20 protein-coding genes are annotated in these 22,278 nt (G+C 72.5%); 10 read left to right on the top strand and 10 right to left on the bottom strand.

What is annotated here, in order from left to right:
* Positions 1 to 91: 91 nt before the first annotated feature.
* From AB0953_RS02585 to AB0953_RS02565, 5 genes are all read left to right on the top strand, one after another.
* The gene (locus tag AB0953_RS02585) at positions 92 to 2,614 is read left to right on the top strand and encodes a SulP family inorganic anion transporter (protein WP_366857516.1); all 2,523 of its coding nucleotides are present in this window, start codon (positions 92 to 94) and stop codon (positions 2,612 to 2,614) included.
* Positions 2,615 to 2,781: 167 nt separating this feature from the next.
* Entirely contained in the window at positions 2,782 to 4,779 is a 1,998-nt protein-coding gene (gene acs / locus AB0953_RS02580; protein ID WP_366857515.1) for an acetate--CoA ligase, read from the top strand.
* Between the two features lie 250 nt (positions 4,780 to 5,029).
* Positions 5,030 to 6,451, top strand: coding sequence for a Na+/H+ antiporter NhaA (nhaA, locus tag AB0953_RS02575; protein WP_366857514.1), 1,422 nt, complete (start codon positions 5,030 to 5,032; stop codon positions 6,449 to 6,451).
* A gap of 88 nt (positions 6,452 to 6,539) precedes the next feature.
* Positions 6,540 to 6,998, top strand: coding sequence for a phage holin family protein (locus AB0953_RS02570; RefSeq protein WP_366857513.1), 459 nt, complete (start codon positions 6,540 to 6,542; stop codon positions 6,996 to 6,998).
* Complete coding sequence (locus AB0953_RS02565) at positions 6,995 to 7,951, top strand: alpha/beta hydrolase (RefSeq protein WP_366857512.1); 957 nt, start codon at positions 6,995 to 6,997, stop codon at positions 7,949 to 7,951. Before AB0953_RS02570 ends, AB0953_RS02565 begins: the two co-directional genes overlap by 4 nt.
* Positions 7,952 to 8,345: 394 nt before the next feature.
* On the opposite strand, the gene AB0953_RS02560 is transcribed toward AB0953_RS02565, so the two are convergent.
* The 3 genes from AB0953_RS02560 to nth all read right to left on the bottom strand — a co-directional run bounded on the left by AB0953_RS02560 (position 8,346) and on the right by nth (position 11,408).
* Positions 8,346 to 9,548 (bottom strand): MarP family serine protease, encoded by a 1,203-nt coding sequence (locus AB0953_RS02560; protein ID WP_366857511.1) that lies wholly within the window; start codon positions 9,546 to 9,548, stop codon positions 8,346 to 8,348.
* Between the two features lie 13 nt (positions 9,549 to 9,561).
* On the bottom strand, positions 9,562 to 10,410 hold the full coding sequence (locus AB0953_RS02555; protein ID WP_366857510.1) for a CoA pyrophosphatase: 849 nt from the start codon (positions 10,408 to 10,410) through the stop codon (positions 9,562 to 9,564).
* A 116-nt stretch (positions 10,411 to 10,526) separates the two neighbouring features.
* Positions 10,527 to 11,408 (bottom strand): endonuclease III, encoded by an 882-nt coding sequence (gene nth, locus AB0953_RS02550; protein ID WP_366857509.1) that lies wholly within the window; start codon positions 11,406 to 11,408, stop codon positions 10,527 to 10,529.
* Positions 11,409 to 11,659: 251 nt separating this feature from the next.
* On the opposite strand from nth, the gene AB0953_RS02545 reads away from it, so the two are divergent.
* The gene (locus AB0953_RS02545; RefSeq protein ID WP_014046869.1) at positions 11,660 to 12,334 is read left to right on the top strand and encodes a Crp/Fnr family transcriptional regulator; all 675 of its coding nucleotides are present in this window, start codon (positions 11,660 to 11,662) and stop codon (positions 12,332 to 12,334) included.
* A 201-nt stretch (positions 12,335 to 12,535) separates the two neighbouring features.
* Complete coding sequence (locus AB0953_RS02540) at positions 12,536 to 13,366, top strand: nucleotidyltransferase domain-containing protein (RefSeq protein ID WP_366857508.1); 831 nt, start codon at positions 12,536 to 12,538, stop codon at positions 13,364 to 13,366.
* Here the strand turns inward: AB0953_RS02540 and AB0953_RS02535 are convergent.
* From AB0953_RS02535 to AB0953_RS02515, 5 genes are all read right to left on the bottom strand, one after another.
* The gene (locus AB0953_RS02535; RefSeq protein ID WP_366857507.1) at positions 13,363 to 13,674 is read right to left on the bottom strand and encodes a hypothetical protein; all 312 of its coding nucleotides are present in this window, start codon (positions 13,672 to 13,674) and stop codon (positions 13,363 to 13,365) included. The two genes, AB0953_RS02540 and AB0953_RS02535, sit on opposite strands and share 4 nt — an antisense overlap.
* Positions 13,671 to 14,516 carry an MBL fold metallo-hydrolase gene (locus AB0953_RS02530; RefSeq protein ID WP_366857505.1) on the bottom strand — a complete coding sequence of 282 codons (846 nt, stop codon included), beginning with the start codon at positions 14,514 to 14,516 and terminating at the stop codon, positions 13,671 to 13,673. The genes AB0953_RS02535 and AB0953_RS02530 overlap by 4 nt, the downstream gene beginning before the upstream one ends.
* Positions 14,513 to 15,424 carry an NUDIX hydrolase gene (locus AB0953_RS02525; RefSeq protein ID WP_366857504.1) on the bottom strand — a complete coding sequence of 304 codons (912 nt, stop codon included), beginning with the start codon at positions 15,422 to 15,424 and terminating at the stop codon, positions 14,513 to 14,515. Before AB0953_RS02525 ends, AB0953_RS02530 begins: the two co-directional genes overlap by 4 nt.
* 143 nt (positions 15,425 to 15,567) lie before the next feature.
* Positions 15,568 to 16,041, bottom strand: a complete 474-nt coding sequence (locus tag AB0953_RS02520) for a RidA family protein (protein WP_366857502.1) — start codon at positions 16,039 to 16,041, stop codon at positions 15,568 to 15,570.
* Positions 16,038 to 16,199, bottom strand: coding sequence for a DUF4177 domain-containing protein (locus tag AB0953_RS02515; RefSeq protein WP_007264966.1), 162 nt, complete (start codon positions 16,197 to 16,199; stop codon positions 16,038 to 16,040). The genes AB0953_RS02520 and AB0953_RS02515 overlap by 4 nt, the downstream gene beginning before the upstream one ends.
* Before the next feature lie 71 nt (positions 16,200 to 16,270).
* On the opposite strand from AB0953_RS02515, the gene AB0953_RS02510 reads away from it, so the two are divergent.
* Positions 16,271 to 17,251, top strand: a complete 981-nt coding sequence (locus AB0953_RS02510; protein ID WP_366857501.1) for an ArsA-related P-loop ATPase — start codon at positions 16,271 to 16,273, stop codon at positions 17,249 to 17,251.
* Positions 17,248 to 18,594 (top strand): ArsA family ATPase, encoded by a 1,347-nt coding sequence (locus AB0953_RS02505; protein WP_366857500.1) that lies wholly within the window; start codon positions 17,248 to 17,250, stop codon positions 18,592 to 18,594. Before AB0953_RS02510 ends, AB0953_RS02505 begins: the two co-directional genes overlap by 4 nt.
* 63 nt (positions 18,595 to 18,657) lie before the next feature.
* Here AB0953_RS02505 and AB0953_RS02500 read toward each other — a convergent pair whose 3' ends face one another.
* On the bottom strand, positions 18,658 to 19,008 hold the full coding sequence (locus AB0953_RS02500; RefSeq protein ID WP_366857499.1) for a WhiB family transcriptional regulator: 351 nt from the start codon (positions 19,006 to 19,008) through the stop codon (positions 18,658 to 18,660).
* Positions 19,009 to 19,405: 397 nt separating this feature from the next.
* On the opposite strand from AB0953_RS02500, the gene AB0953_RS02495 reads away from it, so the two are divergent.
* Positions 19,406 to 21,685 carry a transglycosylase domain-containing protein gene (locus tag AB0953_RS02495; protein ID WP_366857498.1) on the top strand — a complete coding sequence of 760 codons (2,280 nt, stop codon included), beginning with the start codon at positions 19,406 to 19,408 and terminating at the stop codon, positions 21,683 to 21,685.
* Between the two features lie 86 nt (positions 21,686 to 21,771).
* On the opposite strand, the gene AB0953_RS02490 is transcribed toward AB0953_RS02495, so the two are convergent.
* Entirely contained in the window at positions 21,772 to 22,233 is a 462-nt protein-coding gene (locus AB0953_RS02490; RefSeq protein ID WP_366857497.1) for a GatB/YqeY domain-containing protein, read from the bottom strand.
* Between the last annotated feature and the right edge of the window lie 45 nt (positions 22,234 to 22,278).

The following is a 22,278-nucleotide window of genomic DNA, read 5'->3' as shown; positions in this document are numbered from 1 at the left end:
CTTTACCGTCCATTACCTTTCATTTACTGAGTGTTGAGACGCCCGCCGCTCCATCCCGCCGCTTCATCCCTCCCCAGAGGAGACGGGACCTGTGACAGCCACCTCTCCCCAGCGCCCCGCCGAAAAGCCCGCCGCCCGGTCCCGCACCGGCCTCGCGGCGGACTTCTCGGCTTCCCTGACCGTGTTCCTGATCGCCCTGCCGCTCTCCCTCGGCATCGCCCTGGCCACCGGCGCCCCGCTGCAGGCCGGGCTCGTCGCCGCGGCCACCGGCGGACTCGTGGCCGGGCGGCTGGGGGGTGCGCCCCTCCAGATCAGCGGACCGGCCGCAGGACTCACCGTCGTCACCGCCGAGTTGATCCAGCGCTACGGCTGGCGCACCACCTGCGCCATCACGGTGCTGGCCGGCGTCTGCCAGCTCGGGCTCTCCGCCCTGCGCACCGCCCGGTCGGCCCTGGTGGTGAGCCCCGCCATCGTGCACGGCATGCTCGCGGGCATCGGCGTGACCATCGCCCTGGCCCAGCTGCACATCGTCCTCGGCGGCATGCCGCAGAGCTCGGCCGTCGCCAACGTCCGCGGCCTGCCGGCCCAGTTGGCCGACCTCCACCCGGCCGCCCTCGGGGTCAGCGCCCTCACCCTCGCCGTCCTGCTCGGCTGGCCCCGGCTGCCCGGGCGGGCGGGCCGCGCCCTGCGTACGGTGCCGGCCGCCCTGGCCGCCGTGGCGACCGCCACCGCCTTCGCCGCGCTGGCCGGGCTGACCCTGCCCCGGGTGGACCTGCCGTCCTGGCGCAGCCACGCCCTGCCCGAGCTACCCGAGGGCCCGGTGCTCGGCCTCATCGGCGCCGTACTGACCATCACCCTGGTCGGCAGCGTGGAATCGCTGCTGTCCGCGGTGGCCACCGACAAGCTGATCGCCTCCGAGCGGCGCACGGGCAACCGGCCGCCGCGCGCCGATCTCGACCGCGAGCTGCGCGGCCAGGGCGCGGCGAACATCGTCTCCGGGGCCCTCGGCGGGCTGCCGATCACCGGGGTGGCCGTACGCAGCGTGGCGAACGTGAAATCCGGTGCGACCAGTCGGAATTCGGCCATGTTGCACGGACTGTGGATCGTGCTGGCGGCCGGGCTGCTGGTCCCCGTGCTCGACCTGATCCCCCTGGCCGCGCTGGCCGCCCTCGTGATGGCGGTCGGCGTGCAGATGGTGAACATCACGCACCTGCGCAACGTCACCCGGCACCGCGAGGTCGTGGTGTACGCGACCACGATCACGGCGGTGGTGCTCGGCGGAGTCCTGGAGGGCGTCGCGATCGGCATCGCGGTCGCCGTGGCCCTGGCCCTGCACCGGCTGGCCCGGACCCGGATCACGGTGGAGGTGCTGGACGGCGTCCACCACGTCTGGGTGCGCGGGCAGTTGACCTTCCTCGCGGTGCCGCGGCTGAGCCGGACGCTGAACCAGATCCCCCACACGGGGCATGTGGTGCTGGAGCTGGACGGCTCGTTCATGGACCACGCGGCGTACGAGACGCTCCACGACTGGCAGGACTCCCATGTGGCGCACGGCGGTTCACTGGAGGTGAGGGGCCGTTCGGTGGAGCGGGACCACACCGCGGAGAGCGGACGGCCCGGCGCGGAGCACGGGAACGGGGACGGGCACGGCGACGGGCACGGCGGCGGACGGCACGGCAGCCACACGGCACCCGGCGCGCACGGGGCACAGAGCGGGCACGGCGCGCGCGTCCGCGCCGCCCAGCGCGACGGGCACCACTGCTGCCGCCCCTGGACCCCGTGGAAGAACCACTGCGACCACCAGGCCGAGGCCGGCCGTACGCTGCCGGCCCCGCTCCCCGGCGGGCCCGCCGCCGACAGCGCCGCAGCCGCCCTGCCCGCCCCGCCTGCACCGGCCGCAGCCGCCGCGCCCACTCCGCCCGCGACGCCCGCCCCCCGCAGCCGCGGCGCCAGCCGGCTGGCCAGCGGGATCAACGCCTTCCAGCGGGACACCGCCCCGCACGTCCGCGACGAACTGGCCCGCCTGGCCCGCGAGGGCCAGCGCCCCTCCCAGCTCTTCCTGACCTGCGCGGACTCCCGGCTGGTGACCAGCATGATCACCGCGAGCGGCCCGGGCGACCTGTTCACCGTCCGCAACGTCGGCAACCTGGTCCCCCTGCCGGGCGCCGAGAGCGGGGACGACTCCGTCGCGGCGGCCATCGAGTACGCGGTGGACGTCCTGAGGGTGGACAGCATCACGGTGTGCGGGCACTCCGGTTGCGGCGCCATGCAGGCCCTGCTCAACGCCGCGCCCGGCGATCCGGCCACTCCGCTGACGCGGTGGCTGCGGCACGGCGTGCCCAGCCTGGACCGGATGGCCAGCCGCCACCACGCCTGGGCCCGGATCGCGGGCCGGCTCCCGGCGGACGCCGTGGAGCAGCTGTGCCTGACCAACGTGGTGCAGCAGCTGGAGCACCTCAGGGCCCACGAGTCGGTGGCCCGGCGGCTGGCCGACGGCACGCTGGAGCTGCACGGGATGTACTTCCACGTGGGGGAGGCCCAGGCCTACCTGCTGTCCGAGGGCGAGGATTTTTTCGACTGTCGGGTTTTTGACAGTGTCGGCCAACACGCCTGAGCCCGGCGCGCCCCGAGCCGATACCCTCCGGTATCCGTGCCATCGTTTGGCCCCTTCCCGCACCCTGCAGCGGGGAGGGGCCACTCGTGCGCACGGGCCCCTGAGGAAATAGGTCTACACCAATTTCGGGCTACCCCTTGTCACCTGGGGCGTCCGACTGATGAGCTATGCCCGGGGACACAACGGACACCCTGGGAAAGGGAGATGTCGTGAGCAACGAGAGCCTGGCCAATCTGCTCAAGGAGGAGCGGCGGTTCGCACCGCCTGCCGATCTGGCCGCCGCCGCCAACGTGACGTCGGCTGCGTACGCACAGGCCGAGGCGGACCGGCTGGGCTTCTGGGCCGACCAGGCCCGCCGCCTGACCTGGGAGGTCGAGCCGACCGAGACGCTCGACTGGACCAACCCGCCCTTCGCCAAGTGGTTCGCCGACGGCCGGCTGAACGTCGCATACAACTGCGTGGACCGGCACGTCGAGGCCGGCAACGGCGACCGGGTCGCGATCCACTTCGAGGGCGAGCCGGGCGACAGCCGCGCGATCACCTACGCCGAGCTGAAGGACGAGGTCTCCCGCGCCGCGAACGCCCTGACCGAGCTCGGGGTCGAGGCCGGCGACCGGGTCGCCGTCTACCTGCCGATGATCCCCGAGGCCGTCGTCGCGATGCTGGCCTGCGCCCGGATCGGCGCCGCCCACTCGGTGGTCTTCGGCGGCTTCTCCGCCGACGCCGTGGCCTCGCGCATCCAGGACGCCGACGCCAAGCTGGTCATCACCGCCGACGGCGGCTACCGCCGCGGCAAGGCCTCCGCCCTCAAGCCCGCCATCGACGAGGCCGTCGCCAAGTGCCCGCAGGTCGAGCACGTGCTCGTCGTACGCCGCACCGGCCAGGACACCGCCTTCACCGAGGGCCGCGACCTCTGGTGGCACGACGTGGTCGGCCGCCAGTCCGCCGAGCACACCCCGCAGGCCTTCGACGCCGAGCACCCGCTGTTCATCCTCTACACCTCGGGGACCACGGGGAAGCCCAAGGGCATCCTGCACACCTCCGGCGGCTACCTGACGCAGACCGCTTACACCCACCACGCCGTCTTCGACCTCAAGCCGGAGACGGACGTCTACTGGTGCACCGCCGACATCGGCTGGGTGACCGGGCACTCCTACATCGTCTACGGGCCGCTCGCGAACGGCGCCACGCAGGTGATGTACGAGGGCACGCCGGACACCCCGCACCAGGGCCGGTTCTGGGAGGTCGTGCAGAAGTACGGCGTCACCATCCTGTACACCGCGCCGACCGCGATCCGCACGTTCATGAAGTGGGGCGACGACATCCCGGCGAAGTTCGACCTGTCGAGCCTGCGCGTGCTCGGCTCGGTCGGCGAGCCGATCAACCCCGAGGCCTGGATCTGGTACCGCACGCACATCGGCGGCGACCGCTGCCCGATCGTGGACACCTGGTGGCAGACCGAGACCGGCGCGATGATGATCTCCCCGCTGCCCGGCGTCACCGAGACCAAGCCCGGCTCGGCGCAGCGCGCGCTGCCCGGCATCGGCGCCACGGTCGTGGACGACGAGGGCAACGAGGTCCCCAACGGCGGTGGCGGCTACCTGGTCCTCACCCAGCCGTGGCCCTCGATGCTGCGCACGATCTGGGGCGACGACCAGCGCTTCGTCGACACGTACTGGTCCCGCTTCGAGGGCCGCTACTTCGCCGGCGACGGCGCCAAGAAGGACGAGGACGGCGACATCTGGCTGCTGGGCCGGGTGGACGACGTGATGCTCGTGTCCGGCCACAACATCTCCACCACCGAGGTCGAGTCGGCGCTCGTCTCCCACCCCTCCGTCGCCGAGGCGGCCGTCGTGGGCGCGGCCGACGAGACCACCGGCCAGGCCATCGTGGCCTTCGTCATCCTGCGCGGCAGCGCGGCCGAAACCGAGGGCCTGGTCGGCGACCTGCGCGACCACGTGGGCGCCACCCTCGGCCCGATCGCCAAGCCGAAGCGGATCCTGCCGGTCCAGGAGCTGCCCAAGACCCGCTCCGGCAAGATCATGCGCCGTCTGCTGCGCGACGTCGCCGAGAACCGCGCGGTCGGCGACGTCACCACGCTCGCCGACTCCTCCGTCATGGACCTGATCCAGAGCAAGCTGCCGACGGCGTCCAGCGAGGACTGACCCAGGGGGCCTGCCCCGGGGAGGGCCTGGGGCAGGCCCGCTGACGAGGGGCATCCGGCATCGGCCTGCAGGCACGGATCATGCCGGGTGCCCCTTTTGTGCCTAAAGTGATGATCGCCGGATAAGCCCCTTCCAGTCCCGCCCTGTACAGTGGGGAAACCGTCAGGGAAATCCGTAAGTCCCCAGGGTGCGCCGGGAAGTCTGGTCGGCACGAGCTCCGCCATGCCGTCGACCAACCGGAGGTTCCCCCGTGGCCGCGCCCAGCACCAGCCGCAAGCTCCTCGGCAGGCTCTCCCTGCCCGAGCGGCGCTTCGTCGCCGACGCCCTGCGCACCGAGACGGTCGGCGGCGTCCTGCTCCTCGCGGCCGCCGTCGCCGCCCTGATCTGGGCGAACATCCCCGGTCTCGCGGACAGCTACAAGAGCGTCCGCGACCTCCACGTCGGCCCCGCCGCCCTCGGCCTGGACCTGTCGCTCCAGCACTGGGCCGCGGACGGCCTGCTCGCCGTCTTCTTCTTCGTCGCCGGCATCGAGCTGAAACGCGAACTGGTGGCGGGCGACCTGCGCGATCCCAAGGCCGCCGCCCTCCCGGTTATCGCCGCCGTCTGCGGCATGGCCGTCCCCGCCGGCGTCTACGCCCTCGTCAACGCGCTGGGCAGCGGCTCGATGGCCGGCTGGGCCGTGCCGACCGCCACCGACATCGCCTTCGCCCTCGCCGTCCTCGCCGTGATCGGCACCTGGCTGCCGTCCGCCCTGCGCGCCTTCCTGCTGACCCTCGCCGTCGTCGACGACCTCTTCGCCATCCTGATCATCGCGGTGTTCTTCACCCGCTCGATCGACTTCCTCGCCCTCGGCGGCGCCGCGGCGGGCCTGGTCCTCTTCTGGTTCCTGCTCCGCAAGGGCATCCGCGGCTGGTACGTGTACGTCCCGCTCGCCGTGGTCATCTGGGGCCTCATGTACAACAGCGGCGTCCACGCCACCATCGCGGGCGTCGCCATGGGCCTGATGCTCCGCTGCACCCGGACCGGCGACGAGCAGCACTCCCCCGGCGAGCACATCGAGCACCTGGTCCGACCCCTGTCAGCCGGCCTCGCCGTGCCCCTGTTCGCCCTGTTCTCCGCCGGGGTCTCACTCTCCGACGAGGCCATCGCCCAGGTCTTCACCCGGCCCGAGACCCTCGGCGTGGTCCTCGGCCTGGTCATCGGCAAGGCGCTGGGCATCTTCGGGGGCACCTGGCTGGCCGCCCGCTTCACCAGGGCGTCGCTCAGCGAGGACCTCGCCTGGCCCGACGTCTTCGCCGTCGCCTCGCTCGCCGGCATCGGCTTCACCGTCTCGCTGCTGATCGGCGAACTGGCCTTCGCCGGCGACGAGACCCTCACCGACGAGGTCAAGGCCGCCGTCCTGATCGGCTCGCTGATCGCCGCGGTCCTCGCCTGCATCCTGCTCAAGCTCCGCGACCGCAGGTACCGCGCCCTCACCGAGGCCGAGGAGCGCGACGAGGACCAGGACGGCATCCCGGACATCTACGAGGAGCAGAACCCCGCGTACCACCTGCGGATGGCCAGGATCCACGAGGAGAAGGCCGCCGAGCACCGCCGCAAGGCCCGCGCAGCGGCCGCCGCCACGGCCGAAGAGGCGGCCGGGTCCAGCACGGACGGCGACCGTCCGGCATGATCTGAACTGGCGCGGTAACCGGCGGAGGACAGCCCGGCGGCCGCAGCGCCCGACAGCAGCAGCCGGCAGACGACAGAGGGAGCAAGCGATGAGCGCAGGGGACCAAGGGGCGCAGGGAGCCGAGCGCACACTCGGCCAGCTGGTCGCCTCGGCCACCGCCGAGATGTCCGCCCTGGTGCACGACGAGATCGCCCTGGCCAAGGCGGAGATCCGCCAGGACGTCAAGCGGGCCGGCATCGGCGGCATCACCCTCTCCATCGGAGGGGTGTTCGCGCTCTTCTCCCTGCCGGTGCTGAGCTTCGCCGCCGCGTACGGGATCCACAACCTCGGGCTCGGCCTGGCCTGGTCCTTCCTGATCGTGGGCGTGGCGTTCCTGCTGCTGGCGGGCGTGCTCTCGCTCTTCGCCGTGTCCAAGTTCAAGCAGGTCAAGCCGCCGGAGAAGACCATCACCTCGGTCAAGCAGACCGCGGCGGTCGTCGGAACCGTCAAGCCGCACCCGCGGCCGGTGAGTGACCAGGCCGTGGGTGTGGCACGCTCGTCCTCATGACAGCGACCGCACCGGACTCCAGCCCTCCGCCCACCGCCGCGACGGCGGTGCGCCTCGACGGACCCTGGACGCACCGGGACGTCGCCGCCAACGGGGCCCGGTTCCACGTCGCCGAGCTGGGCGACGGCCCGCTGGTGCTGCTGCTGCACGGCTTCCCGCAGTTCTGGTGGACCTGGCGGCACCAGCTGACCGCGCTCGCCGACGCCGGGTACCGCGCGGTCGCGATGGACCTGCGCGGGGTGGGCGGCAGCGACCGCACCCCGCGCGGCTACGACCCCGCCAACCTGGCGCTCGACATCACCGGGGTCATCCGCTCCCTGGGCGAGCCGGACGCCGCCCTCGTGGGGCACGACCTGGGCGGCTACCTCGCCTGGACGGCGGCCGTGATGCGGCCCAAGCTGGTGCGCCGGCTCGTCGTGTCCTCCATGCCGCACCCGCGCCGCTGGCGCTCGGCCATGCTGTCGGACTTCGGCCAGACCCGCGCCAGTTCCCACATCTGGGGCTTCCAGCGGCCGTTCATCCCCGAGCGGCGGCTCGTCGCCGACGACGGGGCGCTCGTCGCGGAGCTGATCCGGGACTGGTCCGGGCCGCGGTTCGGGGAGGACGGGGGCGAGGAGGACCTCGCCGTGTACCGGCGGGCGATGTGCATCCCGTCCACCGCGCACTGCTCGATCGAGCCGTACCGCTGGATGATGCGGTCCATGGCCCGGCCCGACGGGCTGCAGTTCAACCGCCGCATGAAGATGCCGATCCGGGTGCCGACCCTGCACCTGCACGGCTCGCTCGACCCCGTGATGCGTACGCGCAGCGCCGCCGGATCCGGCGAGTACGTCGAAGCCCCCTACCGGTGGCGGCTGTTCGACGGCCTCGGCCACTTCCCCCACGAGGAGGACCCGGTCGGCTTCTCCACCGAGCTGGTGAACTGGCTCAAGGACCCGGAACCGGACCGCTGACGAACCGGACGGTCCGACGAACCGGCGATCTGACGAACCGGCTATCTGACGAACCGTCGGTGCGACCGTCCGACGAACGTTCAATTGCCCGGCGCATAGGCCAATTGGCCGCTCCGGACGGGGTTACGGACCTTGGCCCCCGGGCACAGCTCGTTGTATGGGCTGGACGTACGACCACGGTGACACCGCACGCGACCGCCGCCCCGCAGCGACGCCGGGCGCACACGGGAGTACGGGCCGCGAGGGCCACGACCCCCGGCTCGGGATTCCGCGCATCCTGCGCCGCCGGGCCCGCTGGGTGTCGGCACGGCTGCGCCATCCCCGCACCTAGCCGGCTGCCGGGCGGTCGGCTGCCGCGCGGCCGTGCGCAGTACGTCCCGACGGGCCGGACGGCTCAGAGGGCGCAGCCCTGGCTGTCGACCCGGCGGTCGCTGACCTTCCCGATCCGGATGTCGTCACGGATCTCGTCCGCCGTCAGGGCGTAGCCGGTGTTCGGGTCGTCGAGGGACTTCGCGAAAACGACCCCGTACACCCGCCCGTCGGGCGTCAGCAGCGGGCCGCCGGAGTTGCCCTGGCGGACGGTCGCGAACAGCGAGTAGACGTCGCGGCGGACGGTGCCCCGGTGGTAGATGTCCGGGCCGTTGGCGTTGATCCGGCCGCGGACGCGGGCGGAGCGGACGTCGTACGCGCCGTTCTCCGGGAACCCGGCCACGATCGCGTCGCTGCTGCTCGCGGCGTCCTTGTCGGTGAACTCCAGGGCCGGCGCCTTCAGCTTGGGCACGTCGAGGACGGCGATGTCGCGTTCCCAGTCGTACAGCACGACCTTGCCGTCGTAGAGCTTGCCCTCGCCGCCGATCTGCACCGTCGGCTCGGAGACGCCGCCGACGACATGGGCGTTGGTCATGACCTTGCCCGGCGAGAAGACGAAGCCGGTGCCCTCCAGCACCTTGCTGCAGCTGGGCGCGGTCCCGACCACCTTCACGATGGAGCGCTTGGCGGACTCGGCGACGGGGCTCTTGGCCAGGGCCGGGTCGGGCGCCTTCACCTCGGTGATCGGCTCGTTGGAGAACGGGCTGAAGACCTGGGGGAAGCCGCTGCGCGCCAGGGTGGAGGTGAAGTCCGAGAACCAGGTGTTGGCCTGGCCGGGCAGCACCCGCGACACCCCGAGCAGCACCTTGGAGTTGCGGACCTCCTTGCCCAGGGTGGGCAGCGAGGTCCCGGCGAGGGCCGACCCGATCAGCCAGGCCACCAGCAGCATCGCGACCACGTTGACCAGGGCGCCCCCGGTCGCGTCGAGGGCGCGGGCGGGCGACCACGTGATGTGGCGGCGGAGCCGGTTGCCGAGGTGGGTGGTGAGCGCCTGGCCGATGGAGGCGCACACGATGATCACGACGACGGCGAACACCACGACGGTGGTGGACACCTGGGTGCCCTCGGAGGTCACCCGGTCCCAGATCAGCGGGAGCAGGGACATGGCGACGAGGCCACCGCCGAGGAATCCGATCACCGACAGGATGCCGACGACGAACCCCTGGCGGTAGCCGACGATCGCGAACCACACGGCGGCGACCAGCAGCAGGATGTCCAGCACGTTCACGTGGGTCACCGTCTCATGCGCGCCAGTCGAGCGGGACCTGCCTCGATCGGTCCCAGGGGCGCTCCCACCCCGCGAAGTGCAGCAGGCGGTCGATCACTCCGGCGGTGAAACCCCAGACCAGAGCGTTGTTGACGGTGAACGAGGGGCCGAGGTGGCCGCTCGGGTGCACGGCCATGGCGCGGTGGGCGGGATCCGTGAGATCCGCCACGGGGACGGTGAAGACACGGGCGGTCTCCGCCGGGTCCACGGCGCCGACCGGACTGGGATCGCGCCACCAGCCCAGCACCGGGGTGACGACGAACTCGCTGACCGGGATGTAGAGCCGGGGCAGCACGCCGAAGAGCTGGACGCCGGCCGGGTCGAGCCCGGTCTCCTCCTCGGCCTCGCGCAGCGCGGCGTGCAGCGGGCCGGTGGTGTGCGGGTCGCCGTCCTCGGGGTCGAGGGCGCCGCCGGGGAAGGAGGGCTGGCCGGGGTGCGAGCGAAGGCTGCCGGCGCGCTCCATCAGCAGCAGTTCGGGGCCCTTGGGGCCCTCGCCGAAGAGGATCAGGACGGCGGACTGGCGGCCGCGGCCGTCCTCGGGCGGCAGGAAGCGGCTCAGCTGGGTCGGGCGGACCGTCCGCACCGCCTCGACGACCGGGTCGAGCCACTCGGGCAGCCCACGGGTGTTCAGCCGGAGGTCGTACCCGTCGCGGCCGCCGTGGCCGCCGTGGCCGTCGTGGCCGTCGTGGCCGCCATACCCGTCGTGGCCGTGTCGGCGGTCGTGCCCGTCGCGGCCGCCCGGGGCGGCGGCGTCCCGCCCGCTCGGGGCCGGTGGCGCCGCCGCCTGGGCCACACTGCTGTCGTCCCGCGCTCCGCGCGTCATAGGCACCCCTGACTCCCTGCCGTCTCCGGCACCGTCCCGACACCGGGACAACGCCGCCCCGGCCTGGATTCGTTCCTGCGCGGGCCGCCCGCCGGTGCGGTCGGCCCCCGCCCTGCTCAGGACGCCGACGGGTCGGCGCCCAGCGGCGGGGCCGGCTGCCCCGGGTAGTCCGGCGGCGGGCTCAGCCGCTGGCCGGGCTTGCCGCCCTTCTCGTACTTCAGGAGCTTCTTCGCCTTCTCCGGGTCCGTCTCGCCCTCCCCGTACGCCGGGCACAGCGGGGCGATCGGGCAGGCGCCGCAGGCGGGCCTGCGGGCGTGGCAGATGCGGCGGCCGTGGAAGATGATCCGGTGCGAGAGCATCGTCCACTCGCTCCTGGGGAAGATCGCGGCGATCTCCGCCTCGATCTTCTCCGGCTCCTTCTGCGCGGTCCACTTCCAGCGCTGGACCAGCCGCTGGAAGTGGGTGTCGACGGTGAGGCCCGGCACGCCGAACGCATTGCCGAGGACCACGTTGGCCGTCTTGCGGCCGACGCCGGGCAGCTTCACGAGGTCCTCCAGCCGCCCGGGGACCTCCCCGCCGAAGTCGTCCCGCAGGGCCTGCGCGAGGCCGAGCAGGGACTTGGCCTTCGCCCGGAAGAACCCGGTCGGCCGGATCATCTCCTCCAGTTCCTCGGGCACGGCCGCCGCCATGTCCTCGGGCGTGGGGTACGCGGCGAACAGGGCAGGGGTCGTCTGGTTGACGCGCAGGTCGGTCGTCTGGGCCGACAGGACGGTCGCAACGAGCAGCTCGAAGGGATTCCGGAAGTCCAGTTCCGGATGGGCGTACGGATAGACCTCGGCCAGCTCCCGGTTGATGCGGCGGGCTCGGCGCACCATGGCCAGGCGGGATTCCGGTTTCTTGGCCGAAGCTTTGCCCGGCGGCGTGGGGGCGGCCTTTTGCGGCGGCTCGGACGCCTTCTTCCGGGGTCGGGGCGCCTTCTCGGGGGGTTGTTCGCCCACAGCTGAATCGGCCGCGGCCGTCACTCCCGCGGACCCCATGGCCTGTGCTCTCACCGGCTTATTGGACACCCGGCCAGCCTAAGGCCGGGCGCGGACACCCGCCCGGACCTCAGGTAACACCACCCCGATTGGCCTCTCGCCGCACAGCATGCCCGTCCGTCCGGCATCCTTGTGATTGATCGCACTGTTTGAGCCGTCCGGCAAAATGGGGAACACGGTCCCCTGAGCCGGTCGACATAGGAGAGAGACTCGTGGACGACGTTCTGCGGCGCGCCCCGCTCTTCGCGGCGCTCGATGACGAGCAGGCCGCGGAGCTCCGCGCCTCCATGAGCGAGGTGACTCTCGCACGCGGTGACGCCCTGTTCCACGAGGGCGACCCCGGTGACCGGCTGTACGTGGTGACCGAGGGCAAGGTCAAGCTGCACCGGACCTCCCCCGACGGCCGCGAGAACATGCTGGCCGTCCTCGGTCCCGGCGAGCTGATCGGCGAGCTCTCGCTGTTCGACCCGGGCCCGCGCACCGCCACCGCCACCGCCCTGACCGAGGTCAAGCTCCTGGGCCTGGGCCACGGCGACCTCCAGCCCTGGCTGAACGCCCGGCCCGAGGTCGCGACCGCGCTGCTGCGCGCGGTGGCCCGCCGCCTGCGCAAGACCAACGACCAGATGTCCGACCTGGTCTTCTCCGACGTCCCGGGCCGGGTGGCCCGTGCGCTCCTGGACCTGTCGCGCCGCTTCGGCGTGCAGTCCGAGGAGGGCATCCACGTCGTGCACGACCTGACGCAGGAGGAGCTGGCCCAGCTCGTCGGCGCCTCGCGCGAGACCGTGAACAAGGCCCTGGCCGACTTCGCGGGCCGCGGCTGGCTCCGTCTGGAGGCCCGCGCCGTGATCCTGCTGGACGTGGAGCGGCTGGCGAAGCGCTCGCGCTGACCCGCCCGGCCCGGCCGCGCAGGCCGCACCGGTCGTCCGGCCCACGGCCCGCACGGCCCGCGCACCGCCTGCACGCGGCCCGCGTACGCCTCCGTGCGCCCCGTACGACGAGGGGGCCCCGCCCGCAGCCCGGGTGGGGCCCTTCGTGCTGCTGCGGGCCTCCGGAGCCGCCCCACGTGCCCCATGGGGCACAGTAGGCCCATGGAGCAGCCACGAGCGGGACTGGACGCGGACGGGTACCTGGAGCGGGAGGGCTCCCTCTCCCGGGTGCAGGAGCCGTTCGCACCCGTGGTCGCCGCCGCCCGCGCCCTGATCGCCGAGGCGTACGGGGCCCGGCTGCACAGCGCCTACCTGTACGGGTCCGTCCCGCGCGGCACCGCCCGCCCGGGCCGCTCCGACCTCGACCTGCTGCTGGCCCTGCACGAGGAGCCGGACGGCGAGGACCGGGACACGGCCGAGGTGCTGGGCCGGACGCTGGACGAGGAGTTCGCGCAGATCGACGGCGTCGGCGTGCTGCTGTACGGCAAGGGCCGGCTGCTGAGCGCGCAGGAACGTCACGACCTGGGCTGGTTCCTCGCCTGCCTGTGCACCCCGCTGCTCGGCGACGACCTGGCCGAGCACCTGCCGCGCTACCGCCCGGACGCCCTGCTGGCCCGGGAGACCAACGGGGACCTGGCCGTCCTGCTGCCCAGGTTCCGCCGGCGCCTGGCGCAGGCTGCCACCCCGCAGGAGCTGCGCAGGCTGTCCCGCAGCGTCTCCCGGCAGCTGGTGCGCACCGGGTTCACCCTCGTCATGCCGCGGTGGGGCGGCTGGACCAGCGACCTCGCCGAGTCCGCGGAGGTCTTCGGCCGGTACTACCCGCAGCGGGCGGCGCAGATGCGGGCCGCCGCCGCGGCGGCTCTGGAGCCCACCGCCGATCCGGCCGTGCTGCGGGACTTCCTCGACGACCTCGGGCCGTGGCTCGCCCGGGAGTACGCCGCCCGCCTCGGCACCAAGACGCCCCGCGACGCGGGCGCGGCCGACGCTTCCTAGGCGGACGCGGACCGGGTCCGCTCGCGCTGCGCCAGGGTGTCGACCGCCCGCTTGGCCTCGGCCAGGCCTGCGCCCGTGAGGCCGCGGTAGGCCTTGATCGCCTCGATCGTGCGGCCGTCGCGCAGCAGCGCCCGCACCTCGTCCAGGCCGGCCGGCTCCGGCTCCTCGACGCCCAGGTGGTCCAGGAGCAGGCCGAGGCGGCGCTCCGCGCGCTCCGCCCGGTGCTCCAGGGCCCGCATCCGCAGGGACGCGGAGGTGGCGAGCCAGCCGGCGACGGCGATCAGCGCGAACAGCAGCACCTCGGTCATTCAGGTCCCCCCGGGATCAATCCGTGATCTTGAAGGTACTCCAGCTGCGCCCGCACGGACCATTCCGCCGCCGGCCACAGGGACCGGTCCACGTCGGCGTAGACGTGGGCGACGACCTCCTCCGGGGTGGTGAATCCGTTCTCCACGGCGGTCTCGACCTGCGCGAGCCGGTGCGCCCGGTGGGCGAGGTAGAACTCGACGGCCCCCTGGGCGTCGTCCAGGACGGGGCCGTGGCCGGGCAGCACCGTGTGCACGCCGTCGTCGACCGTCAGGGAGCGCAGCCGGCGCAGCGAGTCCAGGTAGTCGCCGAGGCGCCCGTCGGGGTGGGCGACGACCGTGGTGCCGCGGCCGAGGACCGTGTCGCCGGTGAGCACGGCGCGGTCGGCGGGCAGGTGGAAGCTGAGCGAGTCGGCGGTGTGCCCGGGGGTGGCCACGACGTGCAGCTCCAGGCCTCCGGTGCGGATGACGTTGCCCGCGGCCAGCCCCTCGTCGCCGAGGCGCAGGGCCGGGTCCAGGGCCCGGACCTTGGTCCCGGTGAGCTCGGCGAAGCGGCCGGCGCCCGCGGCGTGGTCGGGGTGGCCGTGGGTGAGGAGGGTCAGGGCGATGCGCTTGCCCGCCCGCTCGGCGGTGTCGACGACCGCGCGCAGGTGCCCTTCGTCCAGCGGGCCGGGGTCGACGACGACGGCGAGCTCGGAGTCGGGCTCCGAGAGCAGCCAGGTGTTGGTGCCGTCGAGGGTCATGGCCGAGGGGTTCGGGGCCAGGATGTTGACGGCCCGGGCCGTCGCCGGGCCGGAGGCGACCACCCCGCGGGGCTGGCCCGGCAGGGCTGCGGCGTCGGTCATGCCGTACCTCCGAAGCTGACGCGCTTGGTGAACTCGTCGTGGCCGGGCCAGCTGAGCACCACCTCGCCGTTCTCCAAGGCGGCCTGCGCGAGGACGGGCGCGAGGTCCTGGCCGGGGGCCGCGGCGAGGGCCGCGGCGGCGGTCGCGTACGGCTCCAGCGAGCGCAGGGTGGAGATGGTGGGCGGCATCATCAGCAGCTCGCCCTTGTCGTAGCCGTCGGCGGCGTCGGCCGGGCGGATCCAGACGGTCCGGTCGGCCTCGGTGGAGGCGTTGCGGGTGCGCTGGCCCTCGGGGAGGGCGGCGACGAAGAACCAGGTGTCGTAACGGCGCGGCTCGAACTCCGGGGTGATCCAGCGGGCCCACGCGCCGAGCAGGTCCGAGCGCAGGTGCAGGCCGCGGCGGTCGAGGAACGCGGCGAACGACAGCTCGCGGGCCACCAGGGCCTGGCGGTCGGCCTCCCAGTCGTCTCCGGTGGTGTCGCCGACGACGGTGTCGGGGGTCTCGCCGGCGAGCAGGACGCCGGCCTCCTCGAAGGTCTCGCGGACGGCGCCGCAGACGATGGCCTGGGCGGTACGGGCGTCCGTGCCGAGGCGGGCCGCCCACTCGGCCCGGCCGGGGCCGGCCCAGCCGACGAGGCGGTCCTCGTCGCGGGGGTCGACGGCGCCGCCGGGGTAGGCGTACGCACCGCCCGCGAAGGCCATGGAGGCGCGGCGGCGCAGCATGTGCACGGCCGGGCCGGCGGGGGTGTCGCGCAGCAGCATGACGGTGGCCGCACGTCTGGGCTGCACGGGCACGAGGCTGCCGTCCGCGAGGGCGCGGATCCGGTCGGGCCACTCCGGCGGATACCACTGCCCTCCGGCGGGGGTGGCTCCGTGTGTCTGCTGCTGTCCCTGCTCACCGTTGGGCATGCCGGGATGCTACGACCATCCGCCCCGATGTTCGAGGCCCCCACTGCGAGCGGGGGCCCTGCGGAGCCGGGTTCCCCGGGGCGCCGCCCCGGGGAACCCGCGCCCCGCATGCCGGCGGGGGCCGAGAAGGCCCGGCCCGCCCGTCAGGCGTCGGGGAGGACTTCCACCTGGAGTTCGACCTCGACCGGGGCGTCCAGGGGGAGGACCGCCACGCCGACCGCGCTGCGGGCGTGGACGCCCTTGTCGCCGAGGACCTCGCCGAGCAGCTCGCTGGCGCCGTTCAGGACACCCGGCTGGCCGGTGAAGTCGGGCGCCGAGGCGACGAAGCCCACGACCTTGACGATCCGCGCGATCCGGTCCAGGTCGCCGACGACGGACTTCACGGCGGCCAGCGCGTTCAGCGCGCAGGTCGCGGCGAGCTCCTTCGCCTGCTCGGCGGAGACCTCGGCGCCGACCTTGCCGGTGACCGGCAGGCTGCCCTTGACCATGGGGAGCTGGCCCGCGGTGAACACGTACGCGCCCGACCGCACCGCCGGCTGGTACGCGGCCAGCGGCGCAGCCACCTCCGGCAGGGTCAGGCCGAGCTCGGCCAGCTTGGCTTCGACGGCGCCGCTCATGCCTTCTCCCGCTTGAGGTAGGCCACGAGCTGCTCGGGGTTGTTCGGGCCGGGCACGACCTGGACGAGCTCCCAGCCGTCCTCGCCCCAGGTGTCCAGGATCTGCTTGGTCGCGTGGACCAGCAGCGGGACCGTCGCGTATTCGAACTTCTTGGTCATGGGGGCGAGCGTATCGCCTGTGGGGGAGGGTCATGCGCGGCCCGAGGGGCGAGTGGTTAGGCTCAGGCCCTGTGAGCAGGCTCCAGGTGGTCAGCGGCAAGGGCGGAACCGGGAAGACCACGGTCGCCGCGGCACTCGCGCTCGCCCTCGCACGCGAGGGCAGGCGGACGCTTCTGGTGGAGGTCGAGGGCAGGCAGGGCATCGCGCAGCTCTTCGGGACGGAGGCGCTCCCGTACGAGGAGCGCAAGATCGCCGTCGCCTCGGGCGGCGGGGAGGTCTTCGCGCTCGCCATCGACGCGGAGCAGGCGCTGCTGGACTACCTGCAGATGTTCTACAAGCTCGGCTCGGCCGGCCGCGCCCTCAAGAAGCTCGGGGCCATCGACTTCGCCACCACCATCGCCCCCGGCCTGCGCGACGTGCTGCTGACCGGCAAGGCGTGCGAGGCGGTGCGCCGCAAGGACAGGTCCGGCCGGTACGTCTACGACCACGTGATCATGGACGCGCCGCCGACCGGGCGGATCACCCGCTTCCTGAACGTCAACGACGAGGTGGCGGGGCTGGCCCGGTTCGGGCCGATCCATAACCAGGCGCAGGCCGTCATGAAGGTGCTCAAGTCCCCCGAGACGGCGGTCCACCTGGTGACGCTGCTGGAGGAGATGCCCGTCCAGGAGACCGCCGACGGGATCGCCGAGCTGGCGGAGGCGGGGCTGCCGTTCGGGCGGGTCGTGGTCAACATGGTCCGCCCGCACCACCTGGACGAGGACGCGCTGCGGGCCGCGGGCGGCGAGCGCCGGGCCGACGTGGCCCGGGCGCTGTCCCGGGCGGGGCTGGGCGGTTCGCGGCGCGGCGGCCTCGCGGAGCGGCTGGTGGAGCCGCTGCTGACGCAGGCCGCGGAGCACGCGAGCCGGGTGGAGCTGGAGCGCGCGCAGCGCACCGTACTGCGGGAGTTGAAGGTGCCGACGTACGAACTGCCCCTGCTCGGCGCGGGGATGGATCTGGCCGGGCTGTACGAGCTGGCCTCGGAGCTGCGGAAGCAGGCGGGCGAGGAATGAGCGCGACGGGGGCAGAGGACCACACCACGGGTACGGGCGTGAGCGGCCCCGGCACGGACGCGCCGCCGGAGCTGGCGGTGGACCGCCTGCTGGACGACCCCTCGACCCGGATCATCGTCTGCTGCGGCGCGGGCGGCGTCGGCAAGACCACCACCGCGGCGGCCCTGGGACTGCGGGCGGCGGAGCGCGGGCGGAAGGTGGTCGTCCTCACGATCGACCCGGCGCGCCGGCTGGCCCAGTCGATGGGGATCGACTCCCTCGACAACACGCCGCGCAGGGTGGCGGGCGTGGCCGACGGCGGTGGCGAACTCCACGCCATGATGCTGGACATGAAGCGGACCTTCGACGAGATCGTCGAGGCGCACGCGGACCGCGAGCGGGCCGGGGCGATCCTGGCCAACCCCTTCTACCAGTCCCTGTCGGCCGGTTTCGCGGGCACGCAGGAGTACATGGCGATGGAGAAGCTGGGGCAGCTCCGGGCCCGGGACGACTGGGACCTGATCGTGGTGGACACCCCGCCGAGCCGGTCCGCGCTGGACTTCCTCGACGCGCCGAAGCGGCTGGGGTCGTTCCTGGACGGGAAGTTCATCCGGGTGCTGATGGCTCCGGCGAAGGTGGGCGGCCGGGCGGGGATGAAGTTCCTCAACGTCGGCATGTCGCTGATGACCGGCACGCTCAGCAAGCTGATGGGGGCGTCGCTGCTGAAGGACGTCCAGACGTTCGTGGCGGCGATGGACACGATGTTCGGCGGCTTCCGCACGCGCGCGGACGCGACGTTCCGGCTGCTGCAGGCTCCCGGTACGGCCTTCCTGGTGGTGGCGGCGCCCGAGCCGGACGCCCTGCGGGAGGCGGCGTACTTCGTGGAGCGGCTGGCCGCGGAGCGGATGCCGCTGGCCGGGCTCGTCCTGAACCGGGTGCACGGAAGCGGTGCCGCGCAGCTGTCGGCGGAGCGCGCGCTGGCCGCCGCAGAGAATCTTGAGGAAGGCGGCATTGTCGATCAGGAGTCCGGGAAAGCTGGACTTCGTGACGCCGGGGGCTCCGACTCCGCGCCGACTCCCGGGACCGGCTCCCCCACTGCCGACGGCCCGGGATCCGATGCGGATGCCTCCGCGGATGCCTCTTCGGACGCCGACGTGGACCTGATCACGGCCGGGCTGCTGCGCCTGCACGCCGAGCGCATGCAGGTGATCGCGCGCGAGCAGCGCACGCGCGACCGGTTCACCTCGCTGCACCCGGAGGTCGCGGTGACGGAGGTGGCCGCCCTGCCCGGCGATGTGCACGACCTCGCCGGGCTTCGGGCCATCGGAGAACGACTCGCGGCCGGAGTACCGGCCGGAGCGTAGGCGTTCGTACGGAATGCGGACCTCTGGCCGCTCGCCCGGGGGCGGGCGGAGCGGGTCGGGCGGCTACCCGGCCGCCGCGTAGGTCTCGTACGGAACGTCGATCTCCCCATCGACATCCACGGTGAGGATGCCCGTGCTGCGCTCGTACTCCGTGCGGGCGGTTTCGAGCAGCCGTCGCCACGAGGTGACGGTGGGACGCCGGCGCAGCAGTGCGCGTCGCTCCCGCTCGGTCATTCCGCCCCATACTCCGAACTCGACGCGATTGTCGAGCGCGTCGGCCAGGCACTCGGTCCGCACCGGACACCCGGTACACACCGCCTTGGCCCTGTTCTGTGCCGCTCCTTGAACGAACAGTTCATCCGGATCGGTAGTGCGGCAGGCTGCCTGCGCACTCCAGTCGGTAACCCAGCCCATCCCGGCGCCGTCCTCTCCCGAATCGAGGCTCCCCCACGGCGGTAGCGGCATATTCACCGCTGCCAGTTGAGGACGTTACGGAAGGCGAGCACAGTGCAACACCCCCGACGGGCCCAATCTTGAATGGTCCGAACGGACTATGGGTAAGCGGCAGATCACCCGACGGAGTGATCCGGCGACATGCCCGACCATTCCGGCGATTCGGGTGTAATCGGCGGAGTCGGGACGAGCGGCCGTCAGAGTGAAGAGCGGGATTCGGACATGAGTCCACCCCATTCGGGAAGGGTGAAAATCAAGCCGGGGGGTTGATGTCGCACCACACTGCTGTGACAGTTGGGGACAGCTTAGGCCAAGGCATTCGCGCGTGTCCGGTGAATGAGAACGTAGGCTGCCCTCCATGGGAAAGAAGCGCTCGGGCGCCGGGCTCACGGGGCCGCAACAGGCCGCAAAGTTCCTCGGGGTGTCCGTTCTCGCCGGCGTCGTACTGGCCGGTATCGCGATCCCGGGCGCCGGCGCCCTGGGACTCGCCGCAAAGGGCACGGTCGAGGGGTTCGACGAGATCCCGGCCAATCTCAAGACACCCCCGCTGAGCCAGCGCACGACGATCCTGGACGCCGAGGGCGGCCTGATCGCCACGGTCTACTCGCGCGACCGGCAGGTGGTCCCGCTCACGGCCATCTCCCCGTACATGCAGAAGGCGATCGTCGCCATCGAGGACTCCCGCTTCTACGAGCACGGCGCGGTCGACCTCAAGGGCATCCTGCGCGCGGTCAACCAGAACGCGCAGGAGGGCAGCGCCGCCCAGGGCGCCTCGACGCTGACGCAGCAGTACGTGAAGAACGTCTTCGTCGAGGAGGCCGGCGACGACGAGATGAAGGTGCGCGAGGCCCAGGAGAAGAGCCTCGGGCGCAAGGTCCGGGAGCTGAAGTTCTCGATCCAGGTCGAGGAGGAGCTCGGGAAGAAGAAGATCCTCGAGAACTACCTCAACATCACGTACTTCGGGCAGCAGGCGTACGGCATCGAGTCCGCCTCCCAGCGCTACTACAGCAAGCCCGCCAAGGACCTCACCCTGGACGAGTCGGCGCTGCTCGCCGGCCTCGTGCAGTCGCCCAGCCGGTACGACCCGGTCAACGACTCCCAGGAGGCGATGAAGCGCCGCAACGTGGTCCTCCAGCGGATGGCCGAGCTGAAGGAGATCACGCAGGAGGAGGCCGACGAGGCGAAGAAGAAGCCGGTCCAGCTGAAGGTGACCCGGCCCAAGAACGGCTGCATCACCGCCGTCAAGGGCGCGGGCTTCTTCTGCGACTACGTGCGCAACACGGTGCTGACGGACCCGGTGTTCGGCAAGACCCGCGAGGAGCGGGCCAAGCTGTGGAACCTCGGCGGCCTGACCATCCGTACGACGCTCGACCCGCAGTCGCAGGACTCCGTCAACGAGTCGATCAAGGACCACGTCAGCCAGGACGACAAGGTCGCCACGGCCGTCACCCTGGTCCAGCCGGGCACCGGCCGGGTCCTCGCCATGGGCCAGTCCAAGCCGTACGGCTTCGGCAAGAACGAGACGCAGATCAACTTCTCCGTCGACAAGCGGATGGGCGGCTCCAACTTCGGCTTCCCGACCGGGTCGACGTTCAAGCCGTTCGTCGCGGCCGCGGCCCTGGAGAACGGCATGCCGGCGAGCAAGGTGTACACCACGGCGCAGGAGATCGAGTACCCCGGCCCGGTGGAGACCTGCGGCGACAAGCCGTGGGTGAACACCGACCACGAGCGGGTGCCGAACGAGTCGCTGTCGGAGTTCGGCGCGTACAACCTGAGGGACGCGATGGCCAAGTCGGTCAACACGTACTTCGCCGAGATGATCGCGGAGACCGGCCTGTGCCCGGTGACCGAGATGACCACCAAGCTCGGGGTGATCCCCGCCGACGGCAGCAAGCTGCCCGAGGTCCCGGCCATCGCCCTCGGCACCGAGGGCATGTCGCCGCTGACGATGGCGAACGCGTACGCGACCTTCGCCAACCGCGGCACCTACTGCACGCCCGTCTCCATCGAGTCCATCACGGACGCGCACGGCAAGGCCCTGTCCGTGCCGAAGTCCAAGTGCGACCGGGTGATGTCGGAGCGGACCGCCGACACCATCAACACCCTGCTGCTCGGCGTGGTCGACTCCGGTACGGGTACGCAGGCGGGCCTGACCGACCGGCAGAACGCGGGCAAGACCGGCACCACCGACCACCGCTTCAACGCCTGGTTCGTCGGGTACACGCCGAACATGTCCGGCGCGACCTGGGTCGGCTCGGGCGGCGCCAAGCAGGTGGCGATGGAGAACATCACCATCGGCGGCCAGTACTTCGAGAAGGTCTACGGCGGCGGGCTGCCGGGGCCGATCTGGAAGCAGGCGGTCTCCGGCGCGCTGGCCGGCCGCGAGGCGCCCAACTTCGCCACCGTCGGCCTCGACGGCGGCGCGCCGGTCGGCGGCGGCCGGGCCAACCCCCCGGCGGGCCCGAAGCCCGGCAAGCCGAACAAGCCCGGGAACGGCAAGCCGGGCAAGCCCGGCGGCGCGACCGGATCCACGGGCTCGACCGGCTCCACGGGCTCCCCGACGGGCGGCTCCCCGAACGTCCCGGTCCCCGGGATCTCCCTGGAGCCGGGCCTGATCGGCGGCCCGGACACCCAGTAGCGGAAGGCCGCGGTCCCTGCGGCACCGCGGGAGGAGAACAGGAAGGGCCCCGGCGCCGAAGACGGCACCGGGGCCCTTCCCCCGTCTCAGGAGAGGTGCTTCTTCACGGCGGCGGCCACGCGGCCGCCCTCCGCCAGACCGGCCACCTTCGGCGTCACGATCTTCATGACGGCGCCCATCGCCCGCGGCCCCTCGGCACCCGCGGCCCGGGCCTCCTCGACGGCCTGCGCGACGATCGCGGTGAGCTCGTCGTCGGAGAGCTGCTTGGGCAGGTAGGTGTCGAGGAACTCGCCCTCCGCCGTCTCCCGCGCGGCCTGCTCGGCCCGGCCGCCCTGCGCGAACGCCTCCGCGGCCTCGCGGCGCTTCTTCGCCTCCTTGGCGATCACCTTGAGGACTTCGTCGTCGGAGAGGGTGCGCGCCTCCTTGCCCGCGACCTCCTCCTTGGTGATCGCGGCGAGGGTCAGTCGCAGCGTGGACGAGTGGAGTTCGTTGCGCTCCTTGATCGCGGTGGTGAGGTCATCCTGCAGCTTGGCCTTGAGCGTGGTCATGTCCCGAGTCTGCCAGGTCCGGGCCCGGTGGCGCCCGCCGGTTTT

This window comes from Streptomyces sp. NPDC046866, assembly GCF_040704625.1.
Classification (GTDB): domain Bacteria; phylum Actinomycetota; class Actinomycetes; order Streptomycetales; family Streptomycetaceae; genus Streptomyces.
Note: the sequence above shows the minus strand (reverse complement) of the source record. Positions and strands in the feature narration are given on the sequence as shown.